The sequence below is a fragment of the Glacieibacterium arshaanense genome, from assembly GCF_004681125.1.
In the GTDB taxonomy this organism is placed as follows: Bacteria; Pseudomonadota; Alphaproteobacteria; order Sphingomonadales; family Sphingomonadaceae; genus Polymorphobacter_A; species Polymorphobacter_A arshaanense.
This window is the reverse complement of sequence record NZ_SIHO01000002.1, coordinates 304,761-330,632: the sequence shown is the minus strand read 5'-3', so window position 1 is coordinate 330,632 and position 25,872 is coordinate 304,761. Positions and strand designations below refer to the sequence as shown.

At 65.9% G+C, this 25,872-nt stretch carries 23 protein-coding genes; 7 read left to right on the top strand and 16 right to left on the bottom strand.

Annotated features, from left to right (window positions below):
* Positions 1 to 5: 5 nt before the first annotated feature.
* From EUV02_RS07795 to EUV02_RS07785, 3 genes are read right to left on the bottom strand one after another with little or no spacing between them, the layout of a single operon-like run.
* On the bottom strand, positions 6 to 644 hold the full coding sequence (locus EUV02_RS07795) for a response regulator transcription factor (protein ID WP_135245682.1): 639 nt from the start codon (positions 642 to 644) through the stop codon (positions 6 to 8).
* Positions 634 to 1,824 (bottom strand): sensor histidine kinase, encoded by a 1,191-nt coding sequence (locus EUV02_RS07790; RefSeq protein WP_243445823.1) that lies wholly within the window; start codon positions 1,822 to 1,824, stop codon positions 634 to 636. Before EUV02_RS07790 ends, EUV02_RS07795 begins: the two co-directional genes overlap by 11 nt.
* 32 nt (positions 1,825 to 1,856) lie before the next feature.
* The gene (locus EUV02_RS07785; protein WP_135245681.1) at positions 1,857 to 2,669 is read right to left on the bottom strand and encodes a universal stress protein; all 813 of its coding nucleotides are present in this window, start codon (positions 2,667 to 2,669) and stop codon (positions 1,857 to 1,859) included.
* A gap of 124 nt (positions 2,670 to 2,793) precedes the next feature.
* Here EUV02_RS07785 and EUV02_RS07780 point away from each other — a divergent pair, with 124 nt between their 5' ends.
* A complete protein-coding gene (locus EUV02_RS07780) occupies positions 2,794 to 3,282 on the top strand; it encodes a CinA family protein (RefSeq protein ID WP_135245680.1) in 489 nt (162 codons plus the stop codon).
* A gap of 87 nt (positions 3,283 to 3,369) precedes the next feature.
* Here the strand turns inward: EUV02_RS07780 and EUV02_RS07775 are convergent, their stop codons facing one another.
* From EUV02_RS07775 to rpmF, 7 genes are all read right to left on the bottom strand, one after another.
* Positions 3,370 to 3,765 carry an MAPEG family protein gene (locus EUV02_RS07775; RefSeq protein ID WP_135245679.1) on the bottom strand — a complete coding sequence of 132 codons (396 nt, stop codon included), beginning with the start codon at positions 3,763 to 3,765 and terminating at the stop codon, positions 3,370 to 3,372.
* 39 nt (positions 3,766 to 3,804) lie between these two features.
* Positions 3,805 to 4,536: a ParA family protein gene (locus EUV02_RS07770; protein ID WP_135245678.1), complete on the bottom strand. Its 732-nt coding sequence runs from the start codon at positions 4,534 to 4,536 to the stop codon at positions 3,805 to 3,807.
* Positions 4,537 to 4,568: 32 nt separating this feature from the next.
* A complete protein-coding gene (locus EUV02_RS07765; RefSeq protein ID WP_135245677.1) occupies positions 4,569 to 5,036 on the bottom strand; it encodes a MerR family transcriptional regulator in 468 nt (155 codons plus the stop codon).
* Between the two features lie 10 nt (positions 5,037 to 5,046).
* Entirely contained in the window at positions 5,047 to 5,373 is a 327-nt protein-coding gene (locus EUV02_RS07760) for an integration host factor subunit alpha (protein ID WP_135245676.1), read from the bottom strand.
* Between the two features lie 43 nt (positions 5,374 to 5,416).
* Positions 5,417 to 6,388 carry a beta-ketoacyl-ACP synthase III gene (locus EUV02_RS07755; protein WP_135246446.1) on the bottom strand — a complete coding sequence of 324 codons (972 nt, stop codon included), beginning with the start codon at positions 6,386 to 6,388 and terminating at the stop codon, positions 5,417 to 5,419.
* 2 nt (positions 6,389 to 6,390) lie between these two features.
* On the bottom strand, positions 6,391 to 7,470 hold the full coding sequence (gene plsX, locus EUV02_RS07750) for a phosphate acyltransferase PlsX (RefSeq protein ID WP_135245675.1): 1,080 nt from the start codon (positions 7,468 to 7,470) through the stop codon (positions 6,391 to 6,393).
* A 91-nt stretch (positions 7,471 to 7,561) separates the two neighbouring features.
* On the bottom strand, positions 7,562 to 7,741 hold the full coding sequence (rpmF, locus tag EUV02_RS07745) for a 50S ribosomal protein L32 (RefSeq protein WP_135245674.1): 180 nt from the start codon (positions 7,739 to 7,741) through the stop codon (positions 7,562 to 7,564).
* 241 nt (positions 7,742 to 7,982) lie between these two features.
* Here rpmF and EUV02_RS07740 point away from each other — a divergent pair, with 241 nt between their 5' ends.
* Positions 7,983 to 8,366, top strand: coding sequence for an MAPEG family protein (locus EUV02_RS07740; RefSeq protein ID WP_135245673.1), 384 nt, complete (start codon positions 7,983 to 7,985; stop codon positions 8,364 to 8,366).
* Between the two features lie 3 nt (positions 8,367 to 8,369).
* Here EUV02_RS07740 and EUV02_RS07735 read toward each other — a convergent pair whose 3' ends face one another.
* Complete coding sequence (locus tag EUV02_RS07735; RefSeq protein ID WP_135245672.1) at positions 8,370 to 9,032, bottom strand: MBL fold metallo-hydrolase; 663 nt, start codon at positions 9,030 to 9,032, stop codon at positions 8,370 to 8,372.
* Between the two features lie 618 nt (positions 9,033 to 9,650).
* Positions 9,651 to 10,958, bottom strand: a complete 1,308-nt coding sequence (locus EUV02_RS07730; RefSeq protein ID WP_135245671.1) for a metal-dependent hydrolase family protein — start codon at positions 10,956 to 10,958, stop codon at positions 9,651 to 9,653.
* Between the two features lie 114 nt (positions 10,959 to 11,072).
* Between EUV02_RS07730 and EUV02_RS07725 the strand changes: the two genes are divergently transcribed.
* The 5 genes from EUV02_RS07725 to EUV02_RS07705 all read left to right on the top strand — a co-directional run bounded on the left by EUV02_RS07725 (position 11,073) and on the right by EUV02_RS07705 (position 19,004).
* Complete coding sequence (locus EUV02_RS07725) at positions 11,073 to 13,160, top strand: toll/interleukin-1 receptor domain-containing protein (RefSeq protein WP_166430559.1); 2,088 nt, start codon at positions 11,073 to 11,075, stop codon at positions 13,158 to 13,160.
* 130 nt (positions 13,161 to 13,290) lie between these two features.
* Entirely contained in the window at positions 13,291 to 13,872 is a 582-nt protein-coding gene (locus EUV02_RS07720) for a hypothetical protein (RefSeq protein ID WP_135245669.1), read from the top strand.
* Between the two features lie 74 nt (positions 13,873 to 13,946).
* Complete coding sequence (gene pabB, locus EUV02_RS07715) at positions 13,947 to 15,695, top strand: aminodeoxychorismate synthase component I (RefSeq protein WP_207790143.1); 1,749 nt, start codon at positions 13,947 to 13,949, stop codon at positions 15,693 to 15,695.
* Positions 15,696 to 15,726: 31 nt separating this feature from the next.
* Positions 15,727 to 16,929, top strand: coding sequence for a pyridoxal phosphate-dependent aminotransferase (locus EUV02_RS07710; RefSeq protein ID WP_135245668.1), 1,203 nt, complete (start codon positions 15,727 to 15,729; stop codon positions 16,927 to 16,929).
* Positions 16,930 to 17,069: 140 nt separating this feature from the next.
* The gene (locus EUV02_RS07705; protein WP_135245667.1) at positions 17,070 to 19,004 is read left to right on the top strand and encodes an alpha/beta hydrolase family protein; all 1,935 of its coding nucleotides are present in this window, start codon (positions 17,070 to 17,072) and stop codon (positions 19,002 to 19,004) included.
* A gap of 10 nt (positions 19,005 to 19,014) precedes the next feature.
* Here EUV02_RS07705 and EUV02_RS07700 read toward each other — a convergent pair whose 3' ends face one another.
* From EUV02_RS07700 to EUV02_RS07685, 4 genes are all read right to left on the bottom strand, one after another.
* Positions 19,015 to 20,142, bottom strand: a complete 1,128-nt coding sequence (locus EUV02_RS07700) for a lipase family protein (RefSeq protein WP_135245666.1) — start codon at positions 20,140 to 20,142, stop codon at positions 19,015 to 19,017.
* Positions 20,143 to 20,233: 91 nt separating this feature from the next.
* The gene (locus EUV02_RS07695; RefSeq protein ID WP_135245665.1) at positions 20,234 to 21,310 is read right to left on the bottom strand and encodes a sensor histidine kinase; all 1,077 of its coding nucleotides are present in this window, start codon (positions 21,308 to 21,310) and stop codon (positions 20,234 to 20,236) included.
* A 149-nt stretch (positions 21,311 to 21,459) separates the two neighbouring features.
* Entirely contained in the window at positions 21,460 to 22,710 is a 1,251-nt protein-coding gene (locus tag EUV02_RS07690; protein WP_243445822.1) for a DUF445 domain-containing protein, read from the bottom strand.
* A gap of 52 nt (positions 22,711 to 22,762) precedes the next feature.
* Positions 22,763 to 25,861, bottom strand: a complete 3,099-nt coding sequence (locus tag EUV02_RS07685; protein WP_135245664.1) for an efflux RND transporter permease subunit — start codon at positions 25,859 to 25,861, stop codon at positions 22,763 to 22,765.
* Positions 25,862 to 25,872: the final 11 nt, after the last annotated feature.

The following is a 25,872-nucleotide window of genomic DNA, read 5'->3' as shown; positions in this document are numbered from 1 at the left end:
CGGGCCTATTCGGTGGACGGCGGGGCGCCGGTGCCGATCATCCGCGCCATAAAGGCAATGCGTAGCGCGTCCGACAGGCTGTGCGCTTCCAGCTTGAGCATCAGATTGGCGCGGTGGATTTCGACGGTGCGCGGGCTGATGCCGAGTGCATAGGCGATCGCCTTATTGGGTTGGCCGTCGACCAGCCCGTCGAGCACGTCGCGTTCGCGCGCCGTCAGCACGTTGAGCAGCACCCGCGCGCGTTCGGCCATCTGGTGGACTTCGGCCGCTTCGCCGTGGTGCTTGCACGCGATTTCGAGCGATTCGAGCAGTCGGGCCTTTTCGAACGGCTTTTCGATGAAATCGACTGCGCCGGCCTTCATCGCGCGCACTGCCAGTCCGACATCGCCGTGGCCGGTGATGATGATGACCGGCAATGCCAGCCCGCGTTCGCGCATTGCTGCCTGCACCTGTAGTCCGTCCATCCCGGTCATCCGGATGTCGAGCAGCACGCAGCCCATCGGCAGTCCGGGGGCGGCGCGCAGGAACGCCTCGCCCGATTCAAAGCTTTCGATGGCAAAGCCGGCGGTGCGCAGCATGAACGAAATCGAACGCCGCACCGCAGCTTCGTCATCGACCAGATAGATCTGCCGTTCAGTTGCCATCGCTGCCCTCCAGCGCACCTGCCATCAGCGTGAAATGGAATGCCGAACCGCCATTGTCGCCAGGCTGATACCAGATGCGGCCGCCGTGCGCCTCGACGATCGTGCGGCAGATCGACAACCCCAGCCCCATGCCTTCGGCTTTCGAACTCTGGAAGGGTTCGAACAGATGTCGAGCCGCCTCGGCACCCGGGCCGCTGCCGTCATCTTCTACCACCAGCTCAACCATTTCGCCTTCACACGGCTGTGCGGTGATACGGATGCGCTTGCGCGGCGTGTTGCCTCCAGCTTCGATGGCGTTGCGGAGCAGGTTGAACAGCACCTGCTGGATCTGGATGCGATCGACCAGCACCGATACTGGCGCACTGCCGAAATCGACCTGGATATCGACTTCGCCGTTGCCATTGCCGATCAGTGCCAGCGCCTGTGCCTCCGCGACCAGCTTGCCGAGCGGTTCGATGCGCTTTTCGGATTCGCCGCGCGCGATGAACTCGCGCAGCCGGCGGACAATCTGCCCGGCGCGGATCGACTGCCCCGCCGCCTCGGTCACCGCCTCGTGGATCAGCGCCTGGATGGCCGCGTCGCTGGTCTTGGCACCGGGCTGGGCGATCAGGTCGCGCGCCGCCTCGAGATAGTTGGCAATCGCGGTCAGCGGCTGGTTGAGTTCGTGCGCCAATGCTGCGGCCAGTGATCCCATCGCGCTGATTCGTGAAATGCGGCTGAGTTCAGCCTGCAGGTCCTGCAACCGCCGCGCCGCCGCCTGCCGCTCGGTCAGGTCGCGGACGAAGCCGGTGAAGACGCGGCCTTCAGGCGTCGCCGCCTCGCCGATCGACAGCTCGATCGGGAAGGTGGAGCCGTCACGGTGACGCGCGATCAGCACGCGGCCGATGCCGATGATACGCGGCACCCCCGATTCCAGATAGCGGGCCATATAAGCGTCATGTTTTTCGCGGTCGGGCGACGGCATCAGCAGGTCGACATTCCGCCCGCGCACTTCGGCCTCGCTGTAACCGAACAGCCGCTCGGCAGCAGCGCTGAACGACAGGATATGCCCCGCCGCATCGATAACCACCATCGCGTCGGGCACCGTCGACAGAATCGAACGCCAATAGGCATCGCTGGCCCCGAAGGTCAGCGCCGAGGCTTCGGGCGCGGTGGCGCCGGGGTCGGACTTGGCTTGCACGCATATAATGTGGGCCGGTGCGGCCCCCGGCGTCAATGCGCGAGCAGCAGCGGCAGATGGCTGGTCCGGATCAGGTCGCGCGTCACACCGCCCAAAATCGTCTCGCGCAGCCGCGAGTGACCATAGGCACCGAGCACCATGTAGGCGGCATCAAGTTCGACCGCGGCATGCAGCAGCGCGACATCGACCTTGCGGCCCTTCGCCGGCCATTCGTGCAGTTCGGAGGCGATGCCGTGGCGGGACAGATACGCCGACGCTTCGGTCGACGGCAGCCCGCGCGTGTCATCGCTGACTTCGACAATATGCACCATGCCGGCGTGGCGCAGCAGCGGCAGGCTGAGCCGCAGTGCATTCGCCGCCTCGCCCGAGCCGTTCCACGCCAGCATCGCATTGCCGGTGACATCGAAGCCCTTGGCTTTGGCACCGACGCTGAGCACCGGCGCGCGCGCATGGATCGCGACATCGCCACCAATGCCAAGCGGCGGGCGTTCGGCATCGCCGCCGGTATGCGGCTGGCTGAGCACGACGACATCCATCAGCCGCGACTGGTCGATCAGCGTCTGGATGACGTTGCCGTCGAACTTGCGCCAATCCCAGCTCACGCCCTCGCGCGCCAGTTGCGCCTCGATCCGCGTGCGCGCCTCGCGCTCGAGCGCCCGGATCGCATCGACAGCATCGGCAAAGGCGTAGACGCCGCCGAACGGGTCGCCGCCAGAGTAATACTCGAACGGCGTGACCTGCACGCAGCTGATGTGGCCGCTGCTGGCGCGCGCCAGATCAAGTGCAACTTGCAGCCGGGCTTCCTGACCGGCATCGTCGTGGATATGTACAAGTATCGACTTCATTATGTCCGTCCCCGCCTGCGACCGAATCGCTGCTTGTAAGGTCGCCGCCCTATTCTAGAAGAGCTCGACCGCCAGGTAATTACGCAACATTACGGATGGCGGCGCAAGCAACAGGATACGCACCATGGAACGACTCCGAAAATCTGCCGAAGCCGTCGCGGCTGCGTTGCGCGCCCGCAAGGCCACCGTTGCGGTCGCCGAATCGGCGAGCGGCGGGCTGATTTCGGCGGCGCTGCTGATGGTGCCGGGCGCCTCGGCGTTCTACCTCGGCGGCGGCGTCATCTACACGCCGCGCGCCCGCCACCGCCTGCTCGGCCTGCGCCGCGAAGACGTCCGCGGCCTCAAATCCGCCAGCGAACCCTATGCCGCCTGCCTCGCCACCACCGTCCGCGCGCAGTTCAAGGCCGACTGGGGTGTCAGCGAAACCGGCGCCGCCGGACCGACCGGCAACCCCTATGGCGACGCCGCCGGCCATAGCTGCATTGCGGTGGCCAGCCGCACCGGCTGCGTCGAAATGACGCTCGAAACCGGCCGGCCCGAACGGCTCGATAACATGGTGGCGTTCGCAGACGCGGCGCTGCAGCTGCTGTTAGCAGAGATCGAGAAGAGCTGAGCAGAGCCTCCGGCGGGCAGGGACGCGTCCCTGCACCCAATAATAGGGTGCAGGGGCTTAGCCCTTGCCCGCCGGAGGCCCTTAAACTCAGGCGGTCAGCACCGCGAAAGCAATCATGGCGAGACCGAGCGTGGCGACCATCCAGACCAGCGAGCGGATCTGCTTGACGCCGAAGGCATAGAGCGGAACGTAAAGGACCCGGCCCCAGAAATAGAGCTGCGCGCCGAGCACCGTGGTGCTGGTGTGGACGCCCGCGGCATGCGCGATCAGCACGAAGCCGATGAACAGCGGCAGCGTTTCGAACAGATTGTCCTGCGCGCGCTTGAGGCGCTCGGCCTCCGGCTTGAGCGGCGGCATTTTTTCATCACGCGCGCCGGTGTTCCATTTCAGCCCGTACTGGCCGGTGCGCGCGAAATCGAACAGCAGAATCTGGACGAACGCTAGGACAAGTGTCCAGGCCAGCAGTGTCAGTTCGGTCGTCATGGTCATTTCCCCAAATGAATTGCGTTGCGTGGTTTCTGTTTAGCCGAGCAACCGGCGTTCGACTTGTGTCCACAGTTCGCCAAAGGCGCGTGCTGCTGCCGATTTGGGCGCGGTAGCCCCCAGCGGCGCCTGCACGACGGCCATCTGCTCGATGGCGCTGGCATAGGGTATGGCGACAAGGTCGGGTGTCGCATCAACGGTGCTGCGGTGCAGTGCCTTGCGGCGGTCGACCATCGAATAGACGCCGATCAGCGGCGGCGCCTTGCCGGCGTGGTGCTTGGCGAGATGCGCCGCGAGCTGGTCGCGGGCGCGCAGCGACAGCGGCGACGGCAGCATCGGCACCACCAGGCAGTCGACGGCGCGGAACAGTTGCTCGGCGAGTTCGGTCAGCCCCGGGGGCGCGTCGATGATGATGCGGTCATAGTCATCCGACAGGCTGCGCAGCAGCTTGCGGATGCGCTTGGCCTTGTCATCGGCGGCGAGCTGGCGTTCGAGATGGCGCAGCGACTTGTCGGCGGCGAGCACATCGAGGTTGGCATAGTCGGTCGACTGGATAAGCCCGTCGAGCGCCGCGTCGCGTGCGATCAGCTTGCGTGCCGAGGCCCCCGCCAGCGGCCGCAAGCGCAGCGTATAGGTCGCCGCTCCCTGCGGATCGAGGTCCCACAGCAACGTCCGGCGCGCGCCGACGGTGGCGGCGGCATAGGCGAGGTTGACCGCCGTCGCGGTCTTGCCGACGCCGCCCTTGATGCTGAAAACCGCGACCGATTTCATGCCGCGCGAGACCTTGGCGCGGACTGTGTCATTCAGGCCGCGCGCGCCTCGGCCAGCGCACCGGCAAGGCGGTCGCGAATCGCATAGAGTGCCGAGATATCGAGCGCCGGCGTGGCGGCCGTTGCGGTCGTCGCCAGCGGCAATTCGGGGGCTTGCGCGTAGGGCTCAGCGGCCAATGCGGCAGCCGCCAGCGGCGCAGCAGGCGCGGCGGCCGCAGCCCCGGCCTCGAGACCGGTAATGCCCTTGTCGGCGATCAGCTTGAGCACGCCCTTGATGGTGTAGCCGTCGGTGTAGAGCAGCTTGTTGATCGCCTTGAGCAGCACGACATCGGCGGGCCGGTAATAGCGCCGGTTGCCGCCGCGCTTGAGCGGCTTCAGCGCCGGAAAGCGTGTTTCCCAGAAGCGCAGCACATGCTGCGGCACGCCGAGTTCTTCGGAAACCTCGCCGATGGTACGGAACGCGCCGGGCGCCTTGGCCACGGCCTTGTCGGAAACGGTCATCGCACCCCGGCTACTTGCGGTTGATCTGCTCGCGCAGCAATTGGCTCGGCCGGAAGGTCAGCACGGTGCGCGGTGCAATCGGCACTTCGACCCCGGTCTTGGGATTGCGCCCGACGCGCGCGCCCTTGCGGCGCAGCACAAAGCTGCCGAACGATGAAATCTTGACGTTTTCGCCGGCAATCAGCCGGTCGCCAACTTGGTCGAGCACCGATTCGACAAGCCCGGCGCATTCCGCGCGCGATAGCCCGATCGCCGCATGAACGGCGTCGGCGAGTTCGGCCCGTGTCAAAGTCGCCGAGTCGGCGGAAATTCCTGCAGCGTTTCCCGTATCAGCCATGCCCATTCGCTCCCCACCCAAGCTTTCCGGCGCACAAATGCCGCTAAAAACGAACTGCAGCTGCCCCCCAGGTAAAGCCACCGCCCATTGCTTCCAATAGCAACAAATCGCCGGACTTAATACGTCCGTCTCGCACCGCAGAGTCAAGCGCCAATGGCACAGAGGCTGCCGAAGTATTGGCGTGTTGGTCAACAGTGACGACAACGCGCTCGATCGGCAGGCCAAGCTTTTTCGCCGTGCCTTCCAGAATCCGCAGATTGGCCTGGTGCGGGACAACCCAGGCGACGTCGTCGGCGCTGACGCCGGCCGCCGCGAGCGTTTCGGTCATCACGCTGGCGAGATTGTTGACGGCGTGGCGGAACACCTCGCGGCCCTTCATGCGTAGCTTTCCGACGGTGCCCGTCGAGCCCGGCCCGCCATCGACATAAAGCAGGCTGTTGTAGCGGCCATCCGAATGCAACCGGTGCGCGAGAATACCTCGGTCAGCCGAGGTGCCGGTACCGGTCTGCGCGCGCAGCACGACTGCGCCGGCGCCGTCGCCGAACAGCACGCAGGTCGTGCGGTCTTCCCAGTCGAGTAGCCGGCTGAAGGTTTCGGCACCAATGACCAGCGCGGTGTTGGCGGCACCGGTGACGATCATCGCATCGGCAACGCTGAGCGCATACAGGAAGCCCGAACACACCGCCGCGACGTCGAACGCGACACCGTCGACCATGCCGAGCTTGTGCTGGATGACCGTCGCGCACGACGGGAAAGTCTGGTCGGGTGTCGCAGTCGCGACGATGATGAGGTCGACTTCGGCGGCAGTGATGCCGGCTGCAGTCAGCGCACGCTGCGCGGCCGCGGTGCCGAGGTCCGAGGTGAATTCATCGGCGGCGGCGATGTGGCGCTTGGCGATGCCGGTGCGCTCGACAATCCAGGCATCCGACGTATCGACGCGCGCCGCGAGCTCTTCGTTCGACAGGATGGTTGTCGGCAAATAGCTGCCGGTGCCGATGACGCAGGCCCGGCGCATGCTCAAGCGTCGCCCGCGGGCAGGTCGTCGCCGGCTTCGCCTTCGGGCGTAAGCACCGGACGATGCGCGCGGAAATTATCAAGGTCGTCCGAAATGCGCCGCGCGATGTCGCCGACAATCAGGTCATGCGCGACGCCGATGGCATTGGCGAAACCGCGCGCCGAAGCACTGCCATGGCTTTTGACCACCAGCCCGTTGAGGCCGAGGAACACCGCGCCGTTGTGCGTATCGGGGTCGATATGGCCGCGCAGCGCCCGCAGCGCCCCGCGCGAAAACAGATAGCCGAGCTTGGTCAGCCACGACGTGCGGAACGCATCCGCCAGCAGCCCGGTGACCAGCCGCGCGGTGCCTTCGATCGACTTCAATGCGATATTGCCCGAAAAGCCGTCGGTCACCACGACATCGATATCGCCCTTGCCGATGCCGTCGCCTTCGACAAAGCCCTCGAAGCTCATCGGCAGTTCAACGCCGCGCAGCAGTGCGGCGGCGTCCTTCAATTCGTCGGTGCCCTTGAGTTCCTCGACACCGATGTTGAGCAAGGCGACGCGCGGCTTGGGCAGCGCCAGCACGGTGCGCGCGAACGCTGCACCCATCACCGCGAACTGCACGAGATTTTCGGCGTCGCATTCGGTGTTGGCGCCCAGATCAAGCATGATCATGTCGGCCTTCGACGTCGGCAGCAGTGCCGCCAGTGCCGGGCGGTCAATGCCCTCCATCGTCCGCAGCGTCAGCTTGGCCATGGCCATCAGTGCGCCGGTATTGCCCGCCGATACGGTGGCATCGGCCTCGCCGGCCTTGACCGCCGAAATCGCCAGACCCATCGAGGTGTCGCGGCCGCGGCGGATGACCTGGCTCGGCTTGTCGGTGCCGAGCACCTGCTGGTCGGTATGGACGATGACGCTGTCGGCGGCGATGCGCGGCGCCTTGGCCAGCGCGGCGCGAATCGCGGCCTCGGGGCCATACAGCCGGAAGCGCAGCTTCGGGTAACGTTCGCGCGCGATTTCGGCGGCAGCAATCACCAGCGACAGGCCGGTATCGCCGCCCATCACATCAAGCGCGATGACGGGATTGGCTGTGCTCATCGGGCAGCGGCCATTACAGTCTTGGGAAATGCATCAGAGCGGCCCTGCGGCGTCGCGGTCATGTGCGCGCGTGCCCGGGCTGCTGCTGCGATCAGGCCTTGCTCTCGACGACTTCACGGCCGTTATAGTGGCCGCAAGCACCGCACATGTTGTGCGGCATCTTGAGTTCACCGCAGTTCGGGCATTCCTGGAATGCCGACGCGGTGAGCGCGTGGTGGCTGCGACGCATGTTGCGGCGCGAGGGCGAAGTCTTGCGTTTCGGAACGGCCATGCGGCACCTGTCTTCTTTGTCTGGTATGAAACCGGCAGACGACGGACAAGCGCCATCGCTGCGACTCCAAGGGTATGTCGAGCGCGGCAACATAGTGATTTCGGCCCGGCTTGCAAGCCAAAGCTTGTACCGCTGCCGGAATCATCGCGCCCCCCGTTGCCAGCCCGGTTTTCCGGCGAAACTTGCACTGGCGCCCAAGCTGCGCCACGAAGGGCGCAACACTTTGAGGGGAGCCCGATCAATGCCCATGCAAACCACGCTACTGACCGCCGGCCTGCTCGGGCTGATCTTCATCGCGCTCAGCGTGCGCGTCATCATGGTGCGCGGCTCGACAAAGGTCATGCTCGGCGACGGCGGCGACCAGACTTTGCTCAGCCGCATCCGCAGTCACGCCAACTTCGCCGAATATGTGCCGATCCTGCTGATCCTGCTCGGGCTGGTCGAATACATCAACGGCACCAACACGCTGGTGCAGGCCGCCGGCGCCACCATCGTCGTCGCGCGGCTGTGCCACGCCCTCGGCATGGCGCGCCCGGCACCCAATGTGTTCCGCATGGTCGGTATGCTCGGCACCTTCGTGCCGCTGGTGGCGCTTTCGGCCTGGGCCGTATTCCTGGCGATCTAGGCCCTACGCCAGCGCCGCATCCGCGACATAGGCGTTGGTCTGCCGCTCGGTACCGAACGTCGACATCGGGCCATGCCCCGGCACGAACGCCGTCGCATTGCCCAGCGGCCACAGCCGCGAGGTGATCGAAGTGATCAGCTGGTTGTAATCGCCCTTGGGAAAATCGGTGCGGCCGATCGAGCCCTGGAACAGCACATCGCCGACCATCGCCAGATGCGACGGCGCATGATGAAAAATCACATGGCCCGGTGTGTGGCCCGGGCAGTGATAGACGTCGAGCACCAGCTCACCCACCGTCACCTGATCGCCGTCGACCAGCCAGCGGTCGGGCGTGAACGCCGTCGCGCCGGCAAGGCCGTACTTGGCACCAGTGCCGGGCGCCTGGTCGATCCAGAACTTATCGTCCCGGTGCGGCCCCTCGATCGGCACGCCGAGCTGCTCGGCGAGCACCCCGGTCAGCCCGCAATGGTCGATATGGCCATGCGTCACCAGCAGCTTCTCGATAGTCACGCCATGCTGCGCCGCCACCGCCATCAGCTTTTCAAGGTCACCGCCAGGGTCGACAAACGCCCCGCGCATGGTCTTCGTGCACCAGAACAATGTGCAGTTCTGCTGGAGCGCCGTCACCGGAACGATGACCGCCTGGAGCGGGGGCTTGGTTGTCATACCGCAGATGTGGCGGCTCGGGCGGCGTGGTGCAAGAGGGAAGTGTGCAGGGCCTCCGGCGGGCAGGGCCTTGGCCCTGCACCCGTGTGTTGGGGTGCAGCCACGACGAATTTCCGGCCAGCGGATATCCCCGCCCCGGTCCATCGTCCTTGGGTACTGACCCCCACCGCCACGGTGGAGATAATCCTCTTCCCGATGACGGCGGCCTTGGGAGGGTTGCTGGGCCATCGGGAAGAGGCAGGCTTTGTGACGCTGATCGGGATAGCCGGGGTCGGAGGACGGGCGGATTCTTACGCCGCTAGTACTGTTTCAGTACTGTATGTCAGCACTAGGCTTCGTACAGGGTAGAAAGTGTCCTCCTGGAAACACTTGGAGCTGAAGTTCCCGATCTAACAGAGCGCGGGGCTAAAAAGCGCGGCGGTGAGACGTCACGCCCGGGAACGCAAGTGGCGATCGTGAGCCCGGACAGGTTGGACGAGGAACTCCCATTCCCCGTCGCCTTGAGAGCAACACTAACCGATTCGGTTCAATATGTCAAGTGAAATCGCGTTACCGGCGTATCACCGTAATAGCCTCACTGGAAAATTGAGGAATCAAGCCAGACCTGCCGCCACGTCGTCACTGCCCCTTCACCACCTTGCCGCCCTTCATCACGAAGCCGACCGATTTGAGCACCGTCACATCCGCCAGCGGATCGCCGGTGACGGCGATGATGTCGGCGACCTTGCCGGGTTCGAGGCTGCCGACATCCTTGTTGACGCCGAGCAGCGTCGCGGCGCCGGTGGTGGCGGCGACGATGGCGGCGCTGGCGGGCATGCCGTGCTTGACCATCAGCTCGAACTCGTCGGCGTTGCGGCCGTGTTTGGAGACGCCGGCATCGGTGCCGAACGCGATGTTGACGCCGGCGGGATAGGCGATTTCGAGGCTCTTGCCCGTCACCTTGAGCCGCCACTGGACCTTTTCATACACCGCCGGCGGATAGGCGTTGGGGTCGGCTTTCAGGCGTTCGATATAGCCGTTGACCGTTGACAGCGTCGGCACGTACCAGGCGCCGCTGGCCTTGAACAATTTGATGCTTTCGGCGTCGATCATCGTGCCATGCTCGATCGAGTCGGCGCCTGCCGCGAGCGCCATGTTGATGCCGTCGGTGCCGTGGGCGTGGACGGCGATCTTCTTGCCGTACAAATGCGCGGTATCGACCAGCGCCTTGACCTCGTCTGGGTAGATCTGCTTGCCGACGCCGGCGCCGATGACGCTGTTGACGCCCCCGGTGGTGGCAATCTTGATCACATCGACACCGCGGCGGATCTGCAGGCGCACCGCCTTGCGGCAGGCGTCGGCGCCGTCGCACAGATTGTCCTGCTGGACGACCGGCCAGAATTCTTCCGCCAGCCCCAGCGTCGCGTCCATATGGCCGCTGGTCGTCGAGATCGAATTGCCGGCGTCAATAATGCGCGGCCCGACCACCCAGCCCGCCGCAACTGCATCGCGCAGCGCCAGCGTGATGCCGTCCGCGCCGCCCAAATTGCGCACCGTGGTGAACCCCGCCATCAGCGTCTTGCGGCCGTTGACTTCGGCGCGGAACGCCCGCGTCGCGACGCTGTCGGTGACGCCTTCGACCAGCCCCGCCGTGCCGCCGGCATCCGATTCGAGATGGACATGGCTGTCGATGAGGCCGGGCAGCACGAAGCTGGTTTCAAGGTTGATCACCGTCGCCCCCGCCGGTGCCGCGGTGAAGCCGTCGGTGACGCTGACGATACGGCCGCCCTGCACAGTGACCGTCGACGGCCCGCGCGCCGGCTTGCCCGGCTGATCGAGCAATCGTCCGGCGTGGATGACGGTAAGCGGCGCAGCGGTTTGCGCGACAATCGGCGCCCCGAGCAGCGTCGTGCCGAGCAATGTGACGGCAATGGCGAATTTGGTCATGGCGAGCCCCCTGGGTGAATGCTGCCAGCCTAGCGGCGCCGTTGCGGCTTGTCACCGCAACCCAACGCTGGCGGTGCGCTTTCGTTACGGCGGTATTCGTGGCATATTGGCCGCGTGGCATCGACCTTATCCAGCGCCGCCGAAGGGGCGACCGGCGCGGCGGCGGCGCACGTTGCCGCCGGCCCATGGCGCTACGCCGCATTCCTGAGCTACAGCCATTCGGACAAGCGCGCCGCGGCGCGGCTGCACGACTTCCTCGAAAGCTATCGCATCCCGCGCGACCTCGTCGGGCGCGAAACCGCGCGCGGCATTGTGCCCGAGCGGCTGCGCCCGATCTTCCGCGACCGCGAAGACCTCGCGGCCGCCGACGACCTGAGCCGCGAAATTGATACCGCGCTCGGCGAATCGCGCGCACTGATCGTGCTGTGTTCGCCGCATGCCGCGGTGTCGCGCTGGACCAACATTGAAATCGAACGCTTCCGGCAGCTGCACGGCGATACCGGCATCTTTGCCGCCATCATCGCCGGCGAGCCGTTCGCCAGCGACCACCCGGCCCGCGCTGCCGATGAATGCTTCCCGCCTGCATTGCGCCAGCGTCCGACGCCAGACGGTCCGGTCCGCGCCGAACCCGTCGGCGCCGATCTGCGCCGTGAGGCGGACGGCGAGCACGCCGGGCGGCTCAAGCTGGTCGCCGGCATGCTCGGCGTACCGCTCGACGAGCTGGTGCACCGCGATGCACGCCGGCGCCACCGCCGAACGCTGGCGCTGGTGGTGGCGTTGCTCGTCGGCCTCGCACTGACCAGTGCACTGGCGTTGTTCGCGCTGCAGGCGCGCAACGAAGCGGTACGACAGCGCGCCGAAGCCGAAGGGCTGATCGAGTTCATGGTGACCGACTTGCGCCGCAAGCTCGAACCTATGGGGCGGCTGGGGGCGATGGACACGCTGGGTGACCGCGCGCTGGCGTTCTACCAGCGCCAGGACGTCGCCTCGCTCGATCCCGATTCGCTCGGTCGGCGCGCGCGCGTGGTGCGGCTGATCGGCGAAATCCAGGACCAGCGCGGCAACCTCGATACCGCGCTCGACAATTTCGAGACCGCCGCCGCCACCACCGCCGAGCTTCTGGCGCGCAGTCCCGACAATCCCGATCGCATCTTCGATCATGCGCAAAGCGTGTTTTGGGTGGGCTATATCGCCTATCGGCGCGGCAATTTCGAACGCGCCGAAACCGCGTTCCAGACCTATCTCAAACTGGCGCAGCGGCTGGTGGCGCAAGCGCCCGGCAACCTCGGCTATCGCGCCGAGCTCGGCTATGCCCAATCAAATTTGGCGACGCTGCGCTATGCCGAGGGGCAAAACGCCATCGCTGCCGAGCTGTTCGAAAGCGCGCTGGCGATTTCGCGCGAATTGGCGGCCGACACTCCCGATGAAGAGAGCGCGCAGCTCGATTATGCGCAGTCACTGGCATGGCTCGCCGATTCCAAGGAGCGGCTTGGCGCGCTCGATACTGCCGCTGCCGAACGCACGCAGGAGGCGGCGATTCTCGATGCAATGCTGCGCCGCAACGGCGAAAACCGCTCGGCACAGCTGGCGCTGGTAACATCGCGCCGCGCGCAGTCGCGAATTGCGCTGGCGCGCGGCGATACGGCGGCCGCCATCCGCCACGGCACCGGCGCAGTGGCGCTGTCGCGCGAACTGACCCAGGCCGATCCGGCGAACGCCGACTGGATGGCAGCGGCGGCGGCGACACTGCTGCAACTCGGCGATGCCGAGCTGGCGGCCGGCCATGTCGATGCGGCGCGGGCCGCGCTGATCGCGGCAGCGCAGCCGCTGAGCAAGCTCAACGCCCGCGATCGTAGCGTCGCCAAGTGGCAGATGCTGCGCGTGCGCGAACAACTGCTGCGCGCCGGCATCTTCGCGCGCGACGGTGCACCGGCGCAATCGCTGGCGGTGGCCAATGCCGCGCTGACGGCGCTCGGCGCGCTGACCGCCGCGGGCCGCGATGAGAGCGAGGTGCGCTGGCTGCGCAGCCGCGCGCTGCTGCTGGCGGCAAACGCGCGGCAGGCACTGGGCGATACGGCGGGCGCGGCGCATGACTTCGCGGTCGTGGCGCGCATCCGCACGCCCGCGGGGACCACCGAAGAACCGCGCATCGCGACCCTGCGCGCCGAAGCCGCCGCAGCTCAGCGCCATACAATGAAATAGGGCCGTCGTTCGGACAGAACTCGAACCGAATATTCATCGCCGTGAAAATTGTGTCGGTGCAAATGCCAAATCATGATAGAATACGGCGTATCTGCATAGTTGAGCGTGTCTATAGTGGGGGGAATGATCGATGACTAAACTATCGCTTTTTGTGCAAATCCCGCGGCTTTCGGATTCACCGTCGGTCTGCACTTTGATGGTGCAGCCGGCATCCACATCGGCTCCAACGCCCGGCGCTGCTTTGACAAAAGTGGAGCTGAATGGCGACATTCTGCAGACCGTAAAACAGTCATCGGGCTATGACGGGACGGTGATTACCTTTTTCTTGGCCGACCTGCGCTATACATTTGATACCATTAATCCGATTCAGATTTCCCAAAATGCACCCACCAATTGCAATCCGCCGGCAATTTCGACTTTTCCAGGTGGAATCCCGCAGCCGACCAATGTTTCACCGACAAGTTTCAAGCTTACCCTGCCGAGCACGGCGACGGTGGGCTCGAACGAATATTACTATTGGCTACAGGTGCACGGACCCGGCGGGACGAAATGGCTCCACCCGAAGATTCGCAACGATACGATTGCGATCATGCCGAACCGCCACCCGATCCTCCACTATTTTGCCGAACATCCGCTGATCGGGCTGAGCGCGATTGCGGCGGCGGTGCTGGCGGCGATGGCGTTCGGCTTCTTCATCGGGCGCAAAAGCTAGCGAAGCGCCGGCGGGCGTCGCGCTTGGGCGCCGCCCCCCGCGACAGCGCGCCCATGGCGCGCTATTAGCGGGCGATGGTAGAGTTTGACCCGACCCAGCCGTTCGTGCTGCTCGATGACGCCCGCGAACGCGGGGCGCGGGCGCGGTTGTTTACCGGGCTGGAAACGGTCATTCGCGCCGATAGCGCCGCCGAAGTCATGCCGGCGCTGGCGCAGTTGCGCGGCGATTCGGGGAATTTCGCCGGCTTCATCGGCTTCGAAGCGGGCTATGCGCTTGAGCCCAAACTCGCGCACCGCGCGCGCGTGCCCGAAGACGGCCTGCCGCTACTATGGTTCGGGCGGTTTGCGCAGGTCGCGCGTATCGGCGCCGAAACGCTCGACGGCTGGCTGGCGGTCGCGGGCGGCGCGCAGGTCGGCCATGTCGAACCGGGCATCAGCGAGGCCCAGCACGCAGTGATGATCGACCGGATCGCTACACTGATTGCGGCGGGCGACATCTACCAGGCCAATGCGACGTTTCAGGCGCAGCTTGCCGTTGGCGGCCATCCGCTGGCGCTGTACCGACGACTGCGTGGTGCGCAGGCAGCGCCCTATGGCGCACTGATTTATACCGGCACGCGCTGGATTTTGAGCTTTTCGCCGGAGCTGTTTTTCACGCTGCAGGACGGCCGGTTGAAGGCCAAGCCGATGAAGGGCACCGCACCGCGCGGCCCGACGTGCGCGCGCGACGATGCCGCTGCGACTGCGCTGGCCGCCGACATCAAGAACCGCGCCGAAAATCTGATGATCGTCGACCTGCTGCGCAACGACCTGTCGCGCGTTGCGCTGGCGGGCAGCGTCGCGGTGCCCGAATTGTTCAAAGTCGAACGCTATCCCACCGTGCTGCAGATGACCTCGACCGTCACCGCGCAGGCAGCGGTGGGCATCACCCCCGTCGATGTATTGACCGCGCTGTTCCCGTGCGGATCGGTCACTGGCGCACCCAAAATCCGCGCGATGGAGGTCATCGCCGACGTCGAGGCGACCCCGCGCGGCCTCTACACCGGCAGCATCGGCTATATCTCGGGCGACGAGGCGGCGTTCAATGTCGCAATCCGCACGCTCATTCTTGACGGCAATCACGCGCGCCTCGGCCTCGGCTCGGGCATCGTCGCCGACAGCACGGCAGCCGCCGAGTGGCAGGAATGTCTCGACAAGGCGGCGTTCGTGCGGCGCACCAGCCAGCGCGCCGATGTCATCGAAACGCTGCGCTGGGAACCCGGTACTGGACTGCTGCGCCGCGACCGGCATCTGGCGCGCGCGGCGGAAACGCTCGCGTATCTGGGCTATGCGGCGGACTTCGATGCCATCGGTGCGGCGCTTGATGCCGTGACATTCGACGGTCCGGCGCGCGTTCGCCTCCTAATCGCCGCGTCGGGCGCGTTCGCGGTGCAGGTCGATGCCGCGCCGCCGCGCATGGCCGAACCGGTGCGCGTCGCGCTTGCCCCTCTGCCCGTCGCGCCGACCGACTGGCGGCTGTTTCACAAAACCACCGACCGCGCCTTCTACGACGACGCCCGCCGCGCGTCCGGCGCATTCGAAGTGCTGTTCGTCCGTCCTGACGGCCACATCACCGAAGGCAGCTTCACCAACGTCTTCGTCGAACGCGACGGCGTACTGCTGACGCCGCGTGGGGCCGAAGGCCTGTTACCGGGCATTCTGCGCGCCGAATTGCTCGATTCAGGGCGTGCCGTCGAGGCTGACCTCACTATCGGCGACCTCGAACACGGTTTTCTTGTCGGAAATGCGCTGCGCGGGTTGATACCGGCCCGCTTGGGGGACTAGAACGCCCGCGCATCCACCGGAGTCCTCCCCCATGTCGTTCCTGTCCGCCGCCATCAACCGCATCCAGCCGTCGCCGACGATCGCCGTCACCAACAAGGCGGCGCAGCTGAAGCGCGAAGGCCGCGACATCATCGGGCTGGGCGCCGGCGAGCCCGATTTCGACACCCCCGACTTCGTCAAGGAAGCCGCGATCAAGGCGATCCGCGATGGCCAGACCAAATACACGCAGGTCGATGGCACCCCCGAACTCAAAGCCGCGGTGCAGGCCAAGTTCAAGCGCGACAACAACCTCGACTACGGCATCGACCAGATCACCGTGAACGTAGGCGGCAAGCAGACGATTTTCAACGCGCTGATGGCGACGCTCGATGTCGGTGACGAAGTCGTCATCCCGGCGCCGTACTGGGTGAGCTATCCCGATATCGTGCTGCTGACCGGCGCGACGCCGGTGATCGTGCCGTGCGGCATCGACGCCGGTTTCAAGCTGTCGCCGGCTGCATTGGACGCCGCGATTACGCCGAAGACCAAGTGGCTCATCCTCAACTCGCCGTCGAACCCGACGGGCGCGGCATATAGCGCGGCGGAACTCAAGGCACTTGCGGACGTGCTGCTGCGCCACCCGCAGGTCCATATCCTGACCGACGACATGTACGAACACATCGTCTACGGCGACTTCAAATTCGCCACCATCGCCTCGGTCGAACCAGCACTCTACGACCGCACGCTGACCGTCAACGGCGCGTCGAAGGCCTATGCGATGACCGGCTGGCGCATTGGTTTCGCCGGCGGCCCGGCGCCGCTGATCAAGGCGATTTCAAAGATCCAGTCGCAGTCGACATCGAACCCCTGCTCGATCGCGCAGGCCGCCTGCGTTGCGGCGCTGAACGGCGACCAGAGCTTCCTGGCCGCGCGCAACGCCGCATTCGAAGTCCGCCGTGACCTGGTGGTCGCCATGCTCAACCAGACACCCGGCCTCATCTGCCCGCGTCCCGAAGGCGCCTTCTACGTCTATCCCGATTGCAGCGGGCTGATCGGCAAGACCACGCCGCAGGGCAGCGTGCTAAAGGATGACGAAGCCGTCGCCGGCTATTTCCTCGAAGCCGAGGGCGTCGCGGTCGTCCACGGGGCCGCGTTCGGCGGCTCGCCGGCGTTCCGCATCAGCTATGCGACCGCGGATGCGTTGCTCGTCGAAGCCTGCACGCGCATCCAGCGCGCGGTCGGCAATCTGCGCTGACGCAATGCGGTAAACCGCAGCACTTTTCGGCCCCGGCCTTACTGCCAAAACGGACCCATCTGCATTTGCGGACGGCTTGGCCGGCGCGATAGCCTTTGCGGTGTCGCACGGGGGGTGCGGGCCGCAGGGGGTTGTTGGCGATGGCGTGGCGAGGCGTGCTGGCGGTGCTGGCGGCAGCGGGTGTAACAGCGGTGCCGGTGCACGGCGCACCCCTATCGGCCTATGGCGCGCTGCCCGGAATCGATCTGGTCAGCATTGCGCCCAGCGGCAACCGCGTCGGCATGGTCGGCGTCGTCGGCGATGCCCGCAATCTGGTCGTTCTCGATCGCGCCGAACAACCGGTGATGCTGTCGCCACTGGGTGACTTCAAGGTGCGCGGTGTCGATTTCGCCGATGATTCGCATGTGCTGGTGTCGCTTTCGAACACGCAAAAGCTGGGCTGGGACTTTGCGACCGACAAGTTCGAGGCGACGCAGGTCGTTGTCCTCAACACCGAGACGAAAAAGTCGCTGATCGTCTTTCAGGGCAAGGAATACAGCTTCGGCGGCGTATTCGACAGCTATGGCACCGCCACGGTGGACGGCAAGCTGAGCGGCTTCTTCAGCACCATCACCACCGAACGCACGCTCGGCTACGGTGAACGCGCCTGGACCGACAGCGTGCCCGACCTTTACCGCGTCGATCTCGATAGCGGGCGAACCAAGCTGTTGTCGAACGCCGGGCCGGCGTGGCGCGACTGGCTGGTTGACAGCGAAGGCAATGTCCTTGTTGCGCGCGATATCACGCGCGACACCGGCGCCTGGACGCTGCGCAATCCAGACAGCGGCCGCGAGCTGGCCAAGGGAACCGATCCGCAGGGCAAGGGCGGGCTGGTGTCGCTCGGCCGCACGCCGCGCACCGTGGTGCTGTCTACACGTGTGGGCGATGCCGAACACGAATGGGCGGAAATCAATGTCGATAGCGGTGCCAGCGAGCAGCTGCTCGACGACGTCGCGGTTTCCGAGGTGATCACCGCCACCGGCACGCGGCTGCTGATCGGCTATGTGGCCTCCGGCGATGCCCAGGCCGCCACTTTCTTCGACAAGCGCCGCGAAGCGCGCATGCGCGGCACCGTCAAGGCCTTCCCGGGACTGCGTGTCACCTATGTCGATGCCGACAGCGCCTTCGACCGCATCATCGTCCACACCGACGGCCCCGACGATTCGGGAACCTATTGGCGCGTCGATATTCCTACCGGCAGCGCCGACGAGCTCGGACACGATTACCCGACGATCAAGGCCGCAGACATCGGGCCGGTGTCGATGTTCGATTATCGCGCCGGTGACGGGCTAGACCTGCATGGCGTGCTGACACTGCCGCGCGGGCGGACGCCGAAGGGGCTGCCGCTGATCGTGCTGCCGCACGGCGGGCCGGCAGCGCGTGACTATCCCCAGTTCGACTGGTGGGCACAGGCACTGGCATCGCGCGGCTATGCCGTCTTCCAGCCAAATTTCCGCGGCTCGACAGGATATGGCGCCAAATTCCGCGCCGCCGGCTACGGACAATGGGGCAAGCTGATGCAGACCGACGTGTCCGACGGCGTCGCGGCGCTGGCGGCGCGCGGCATCATCGACCCGAAGCGCGTCTGCATCATGGGTGCAAGCTACGGCGGCTATGCGGCGCTCGCCGGCGTAACGCTGCAGCAGGGGCTATACCGGTGCGCCGTCGCGGTAGCGGGCGTGTCGGACCTCAAGATGATGTTCGCCGATGAGGTCGGCGCCACCGGCGACCGCACTCAGCGCCGCGCCTGGAAGTCCGAATTCGGCGCCGGTACCGATCTGGCGGCGGTGTCACCGGCCTATGCGGCGGCGCGCAGCGATGCGCCGGTTCTGCTCATCCACGGCCGCGACGATACCGTGGTGCCCTATGCGCAGAGCGAACGCATGGCGGCGCAACTGCGCGCCGCCGGCAAGCCGGTCGAACTGGTGACGCTCGCCGGTGAGGACCATTGGCTGTCGATCGGCACGACGCGCGTGCAGATGCTCGAAGCGGCGGTGGCGTTCGTCGAAAAGCACAACCCGCCCGGCGGGCACTAGCGCCGACGCGTCAGGGCAGCTTGCCGCAATCGCTCGGGGCGGGCTTGCCGGCGAAGCGGTCGGCCATCCAGGGCACGGCTTGCGCTGCCGACTTTTGCGCCGCGTCATTGTGGTTGCCGTCGGGCAGCCGCAGGTAATGCACCGTCGTGCCCGCCGCGCAGGCCTTTTGCGCATAGTCGTGCGTGACCGCGGGGGCGACGACGGGGTCGGTGTCTTCCTGCACGATCATGATCGGCACGGTGTAGCCGCGCGGTGACAGCGAGTTGCGCGTCATCAGTTCGCCCCACGGCGCGTCGGCGGACAGGTCGACACCCTTCATCGCCGCGATCATTTCCGCCAAGCCGATTTCGGTCGAGATCTTCGGCTTGCCGAGGTCGGTGCAGTTGTTCTGCGCCAGCCGGTGGATCAGGCCCTGCGTCGCCGGTGTCGCGAACACGGCGAGCGGCGCGTTGTAGAACGCCGACCAGCTATCGGCAGTGTAGGCGGTCAGGAAGGCGCGGATGGCGGCGTTCGAGCCGCCGGTGAGATTGGCCTTGAGGTCGGTCGGCGGCGCGGCAGCGGCGGCGCCCATCAGCTTGAGTTCGGGCGCGTAGGTCGGCGCGACGTGCGCGGTCCACAGCGACGCGTGCGCGCCCTGGCTTTCGCCCCAGGTCACGAAGCGCGCGCTGGGGCTCGCGCCGCTGACGCCCTTCGCGGCGCGGATTGCATCGAGCACCGAATGCGCGGTGCTGACGCCGGCGAGATACGGGTGCGGCCCGGGGTTGCCCAGTCCTTGGTAGTCCGACGCAACCACGAGGTAGCCGCGCGCCATCATGTCGGGCAGCCCGGCAATCGAGTCGAACAAGGTCGGCCACGGCGCGCATTTTTCGGCGACACCGTAGGTGCCGTGCGCCCAGGCGACGATGTCGCGGCCGCCCGCGGGTGCGGCGCCCGGCGGCACGATGACGGTGCCGGTGATTTGCTTGGGCGCGCCGAATTCGTCCTGCGACGTGTAGCGGATACGGTAGGCGGTGCCGCCTGCCGGCGCGCCGGGCAATGGTGTCGCCTCGAGCAAGGTACCGACCGACTGCGCGGTGGCGGGCAGCGCGCCCAGCATCGACAACGCACACGCAACGACAAACCGAACCGGCAATTTCATTTGAGGCCCCCTTATCTGCGCAAAAACTATCGCGCCGTGGGCGACATTCAAGCAAAATATATGGGAGCGCGCCGGTCGCCCCGGCGACGGATCAGGCTAAAGCGCTGCCCGACAGCTGCTCTGGCTGGCCTTCATCGCCATCGGTCGCCAGCGCCACCAGCAGCTGGCATTGCACGCCCTGCGGCCGGAACAGGATGCGCGCGCGCTGGCCATTGTTGCCGAAGGCGCGCTCGATCAACCGGGTGCCGAAGCCGCGATGGTGCGGCACTTGCACCAACGGCCCGTCGGTTTCGCACCAATCGACCGCGAGCATAGGCGCTTCAGCGCCATCGACCAGTCGCCAGCTAATATCGACGCGGCCCTGCGGCAATGACAGCGCGCCATATTTCGTCGCGTTGGTGGCGAGTTCATGCAAGGCCAACGACAGCGACACGACGGCATAGGCGCTGATGTCGACGTCCGGCCCGGCAATGTGGATACGGCCTTCATTGACCGGCCCATGCGGGCCGAGCGCTTCGCCGACGACACTGGCGATATCGGCGCCCGCCCAATGGTCGCCGGCAAGCATGTCGTTGGCGCGTGCCATCGCCATGATCCGCGCTTCGAAGCCCTGCCACGCGGTTGCATCGCTGGCTTCGTTACGTAGCGTCTGGCGCGCAATCGCCATGACCGCGGTCAGCGAGTTTTTGACACGGTGGTTCATCTCGGCAAGCAGCAGCTGGCGCTGCGCTTCGGCAGCCTTTTCGGCGGTGATATCGCGGCTGATGCCGCAAATGCCGATGACGTTGCCGCCGGCATCGCGCATCGGCGTCTTGGCGCTCTGGAATACCCGCGGCCCAACTGGGCCGGTCAGCACTTCCTCGACGCTTTCACCGATGCCGGTCGCCATGATGCGCGCGTCGGCCGCTACAAACTTGGCAGCCTCGACCGGATCGTCATGCCATTCAATGTCCGAACGGCCGCGGATTTCGTCCCAGCTCCGGCCGATATTGGCGAGCACGGCGGCGTTGGCGAACATCATCCGGCTGCCAAGGTCCTTGGCATAGATCATGTCGGGGGTAGCGTCGCCGATGCGCACCAGCAAGGCGCGGTTGAAGCCCGCCTCGTCCTGCCTCGCCTTAAATTCGGCAGCGTCAGTCAATGTCGCAACATGCGCCATTTCGGCCATTCCTTCCCTGCTCGATCACCTGGTGCAAGGATGCCATCACCTACATTGCCCGCGCATGACTGGCGCGTTTGGCGGCACAAATGCAACATCGCCCGGTCGCAGAGTCGGGTCATCCTGTCGCACTTGGCTCGCAATCGCAATAAGCGCTGTCAGCCGATGGCTTGCGACACCGTGTAGATCGCCAGCCCGACCAGCCCGCCGATCAGCGTGCCGTTGATGCGGATATACTGCAGGTCGCGGCCGACGGCGCTTTCGAGCTTGTCGGTGACGGTGCGCGCGTCCCAGCCGCGGATGGTGTCGCTGATCAGCGCGACGATGGCATCGCCATAGTCGTTGACCAGCCCGACGCCGGCGCGACGCGCATAGACGTTGACCGCGTGGCGCAGCGCTGGATCGGCCTCCAGCCGTTCGCCGAACTTGCGCATCGTCTCGCCGAAGCCGCCGCCGAGCGTCGCCTCGGGGTTGTTGATGGCGTTGACCAGTGCTGCCCGCGCATTGCCCCACAGCCCGTCGAGCCAGTCGCCGAGCGCCGGATTGTCGAGCAGGTCGAGCTTGATCGCCTCGACCTTGGCCTGGACGCGCGGCAGGTGGCGCAGGTCGAACGCGAAATCGCGCAGGCCTTCGGTGATCTTGATGCGCAGGGGGTGTTCGGGGCTGGCAGCTACTTCGATAAGTAGCCGGCGCAGTGCATCGACAATCGAATCCGCCAGCCGGTCATCGACCGAGGCGAGGCGCAGCAGCCACGAAGTACGATCGGTGACGAGGTCGCGGATCGTCGATTCCTCGGCATCGAGCGTGCGCGCTGCCCATTGGATCGCGACATCGACGACGGGCTCGTGGCGCTTGCCGTCGATTGCCGCCTCGACGACGCCCGCCAGCACCGGCGACAATTCCATCGCGCGCAGCTTCTTCGACGCGGCTTCGCGCACCATCTTGCCGATCGCTGCATGGTCGAGTGCATCGATCAGCCGCGTCGCCAGTTGCGGCAGACCGGTGCGGCGGCCGCCGGGGGCGCGCGGCGCCGTCAGCCAGCGCGCTGCGGCGCCGGCAATGTCGACCGATTCGAGCCGGCGCGCCACGACCAGCGGGGTCAGGAAGTTCGACCGGATGAAGTCGGCGAGCGCGTCGCCGATGCGGTCCTTGTTGCGCGGGATGATCGCGGTGTGCGGGATCGGCACCCCGAGCGGGTGGCGGAACAGCGCGGTGACCGCGAACCAGTCGGCGATGCCGCCGACCATCGAGGCTTCGGCAAACGCCCGCAGATAGGGGATCGCCGGATGCGCATCGACAAAGTGGCTGGCCGTCACGAACACCGCCGCCATGAACACCAGCAGCAACGTCGCAAACAGCCGCATGCGCAGAAACGGCGTTTCGGGATAGCGGAAGGGTGTCAGCGCCATGGCGCGTTACATGCCTGCTGCGGGGATGCGCGGCAACCCCGGCGCGTGCACGTCACTCGGCAGGCGCGGGCTTGGGCGGTGCGTGCGGGTCGGGCGCGTGCTTCGACGCCTTGGCGCTGCCGTTGGTGAGCAACCGGCTGAGCCGCGGCCCGAGCCAGTTTTCGACCCCGACCGCAAGGCTGAAGCTGGCCGGCACGATAAGCAAAGTCAGCGCCGTCGACACCGTCAGGCCGCCAATGACCGTGATGCCCATCGGCGCGCGCCAACTGCCGTCGCCGCCGAGCGACAGCGCCACCGGCATCATGCCCGCGACCATCGCCACAGTGGTCATGACGATCGGCTGGACGCGCTTGTGGCCGGCCTCCAGAATGGCTTCCTTGCGTTCGACGCCCTTGCTCATTTCCTCGATCGCCATGTCGACGAGCAGAATCGAGTTCTTGGCGACGATGCCGAACAACATCAGGATGCCGATGAACACCGGCATCGACACGGCGTTGCCGGTCAGATGCAGCGCAATTGCCCCGCCGAGCGGCGCCAGCAGCAGCGAACCCATGTTGACGAACGGCGGCAGCACGCGACGGTACAGCAGCACGAGCACCGCGAACACCAGCAGCACGCCGGCGACGACGGCGACCATGAAGTTGACGAACAGTTCGGCCTGCCACTTCTGCTGGCCAAGCTTGACGACTTCGACACCCGCCGGGAGGTTCTTGAGCGTCGGCAGCGCGTCGATCTTCGGCTGAACATCGCCAGTGACGAGGCCAGGCGCGAGGTCGGCGCCGATGACGACACGGCGCTGCTGGTTGAAACGGCGCAATTCGGTCGCACCCGCGCCGAAGCCGATATCGGCAACAACTTTGAGCGGCACCGATTTGCCACTGGCAGTCGGCACCGGCAGGTTTTCGATCGTCGACAGCGTCCGCCGCGATTCCTCGCTCAGCGATACGCGGATCGGGATCTGGCGATCCGACAGCGAGAATTTCGCGACGTTCTGGTCGATGTCGCCGATCGTCGCGATGCGGATCGTCTGGCTCAGCGCCGCGGTCGTCACGCCGAGTTCGGCGGCGAGGTCGAAGCGCGGCTTGATGGTGATTTCAGGACGCTGGAGGTCACCCTCGATGCGCGGCTGGCGCAGGCCTTGGATGCCCTTCATTTCGCGGACGACTTGCAGCGCGGTCTTTTCGAGCAGCGCCGGGTCGTCACCCGCCAGCATCGTCGACAGGTCGCGGCCGCCGGGGCCACCGCCGCCGTTCTGCGACTGGAAGGTGACGCGCGCGTCGGGGATTTCCTGCAGCTTCGGCGCCATCGCGCGCTCGAATTCGACACTGGTTGTCGGCCGGTTCTTGTTGAGCGTCAGATAGATGTCCGATTCACCGATGTTGACGTCGGCAAATGCAGCAGCCACCACCGGCGAGGCGCGCAGGATTGCCGAGACCTTTTCGGCCACCGCCTCGTTTTGCGCGAGTGTCGAACCCGGCGGCAATATGATGTGGACCTGGCTATAGTCGGTGTCGACCGTCGGCTGGAACGTCACCGGCAGCGTCGCATAGCCGAAGACCGTCGCCACCAGCGCCACCGCGCCAATGGCCATGGTCTTCCAGCGGTTGTCGAGCGTCCAGTGCAGCAGCTTCATGTACCAGCGGATCCAGGCGCTGTCGCCGTGCGCGGCCTGGCCATGGTCCTTGAGGAAATGCGCCGCGAGCATCGGCGTGATCAGCCGCGCGACGGCAAGGCTGAGCAGCACCGACACGACGACGGTGCCGCCGAAGTTCTTGAAGAATTGCCCGCTGATGCCGGGCATCAACGCGACGGGCAGGAACACCGCGACGATCGCCATCGTGGTCGCCACGACCGCGAGGCCGATTTCATCGGCGGCTTCCATCGCCGCCTGGTATGGCGTCTTGCCCATGCGCATGTGGCGCACGATGTTTTCGATTTCGACGATGGCGTCATCGACAAGCACACCCGCGACCAGGCTGAGCGCCAGCAGGCTCAGCGTGTTGAGCGAGAAGCCCATCAAATCCATGAAGAAGAACGCCGGGATCGCCGACAGCGGGATCGCCATGGCCGAAATCGCCGTGGCGCGCCAGTCGCGCAGGAACAGGAACACAACGACCACCGCGAGCACGGCGCCTTCGACCATCGCCATGATCGCCGACTTGTATTGCTCCTTGGTGTATTCGACGCTGGTGTAGAGCTGCGTGAACTTGATCTTGGGGTTTTCCTTGGCGATCTGGTCGAGCATCTTCATCGCGCCGTCATAGACGCTGACGTCGGACGAGCCCTTGGTCTTGGTCAATGAGAAGCTCAGCACCTGCCGGCCGTTCATCAGCGCGACGCTGCGCTGTTCGGCATAGAGGTCGCGCACCGTGGCAATGTCCGATAGCCGCAGCGTCCGGCCGCCGCTGGCGGCAATCTGCGTCTGGCCCAGCCCGTACGCGGTATCGGCATTGCCGACGACGCGGATATTCTGTTCGGAACCGGCGATTTCGGTGCGGCCACCGGCAGCGTTGAGGTTGGTCTGGCGCAGCTGCGCGTTGACCTCGCTCGCGGTCAGGCCGTACGCCTCGAGCCGCGACGGATCGAGAATGACGCGGATTTCTCGGCTGACGCCGCCGCCGCGCCCGACGCGCGCCATGCCGGGCACGCCAAGCAATTTCTTGGCAACGGTATTATCGACGAACCAGCTCAGTTCCTCGAGCGTCATGTCAGTCGATTCGACCGAGATATAGGCCAGCGGGCCGTTCGAAAAATCGACGCGCGTCACCTGCGGCTCGAGGATGCCATTCGGCAATTCGCTGCGGATGTTCGAAATCGCGTCGCGCACATCGTTGACGCCGCGGTCGACCGGCGTGCCGATGGCGAACTGCACATTGGTCTGCGACCGGCCTTCGCCGACCCAGGAGGTGATTTCATCGACGCCGTTGATGCTGCGCACCGCGGCTTCGACGCGCTGCGTGACCTGCGTCTCCATTTCGGTCGGCGCGGCACCCGGCTGGATGACGGTGATCGTCGCCGCCGGGAACGCGATGTCCGGCATGTCGTTGATGCTCATGTTGCGGAAGCTGACGAGACCCGCCAGCGTCAGCAGCACGAACAGCACGATCGGCGGAACCGGATTGCGGATCGACCAGCTGGAGATATTGCGCATAGGTCTGCCTC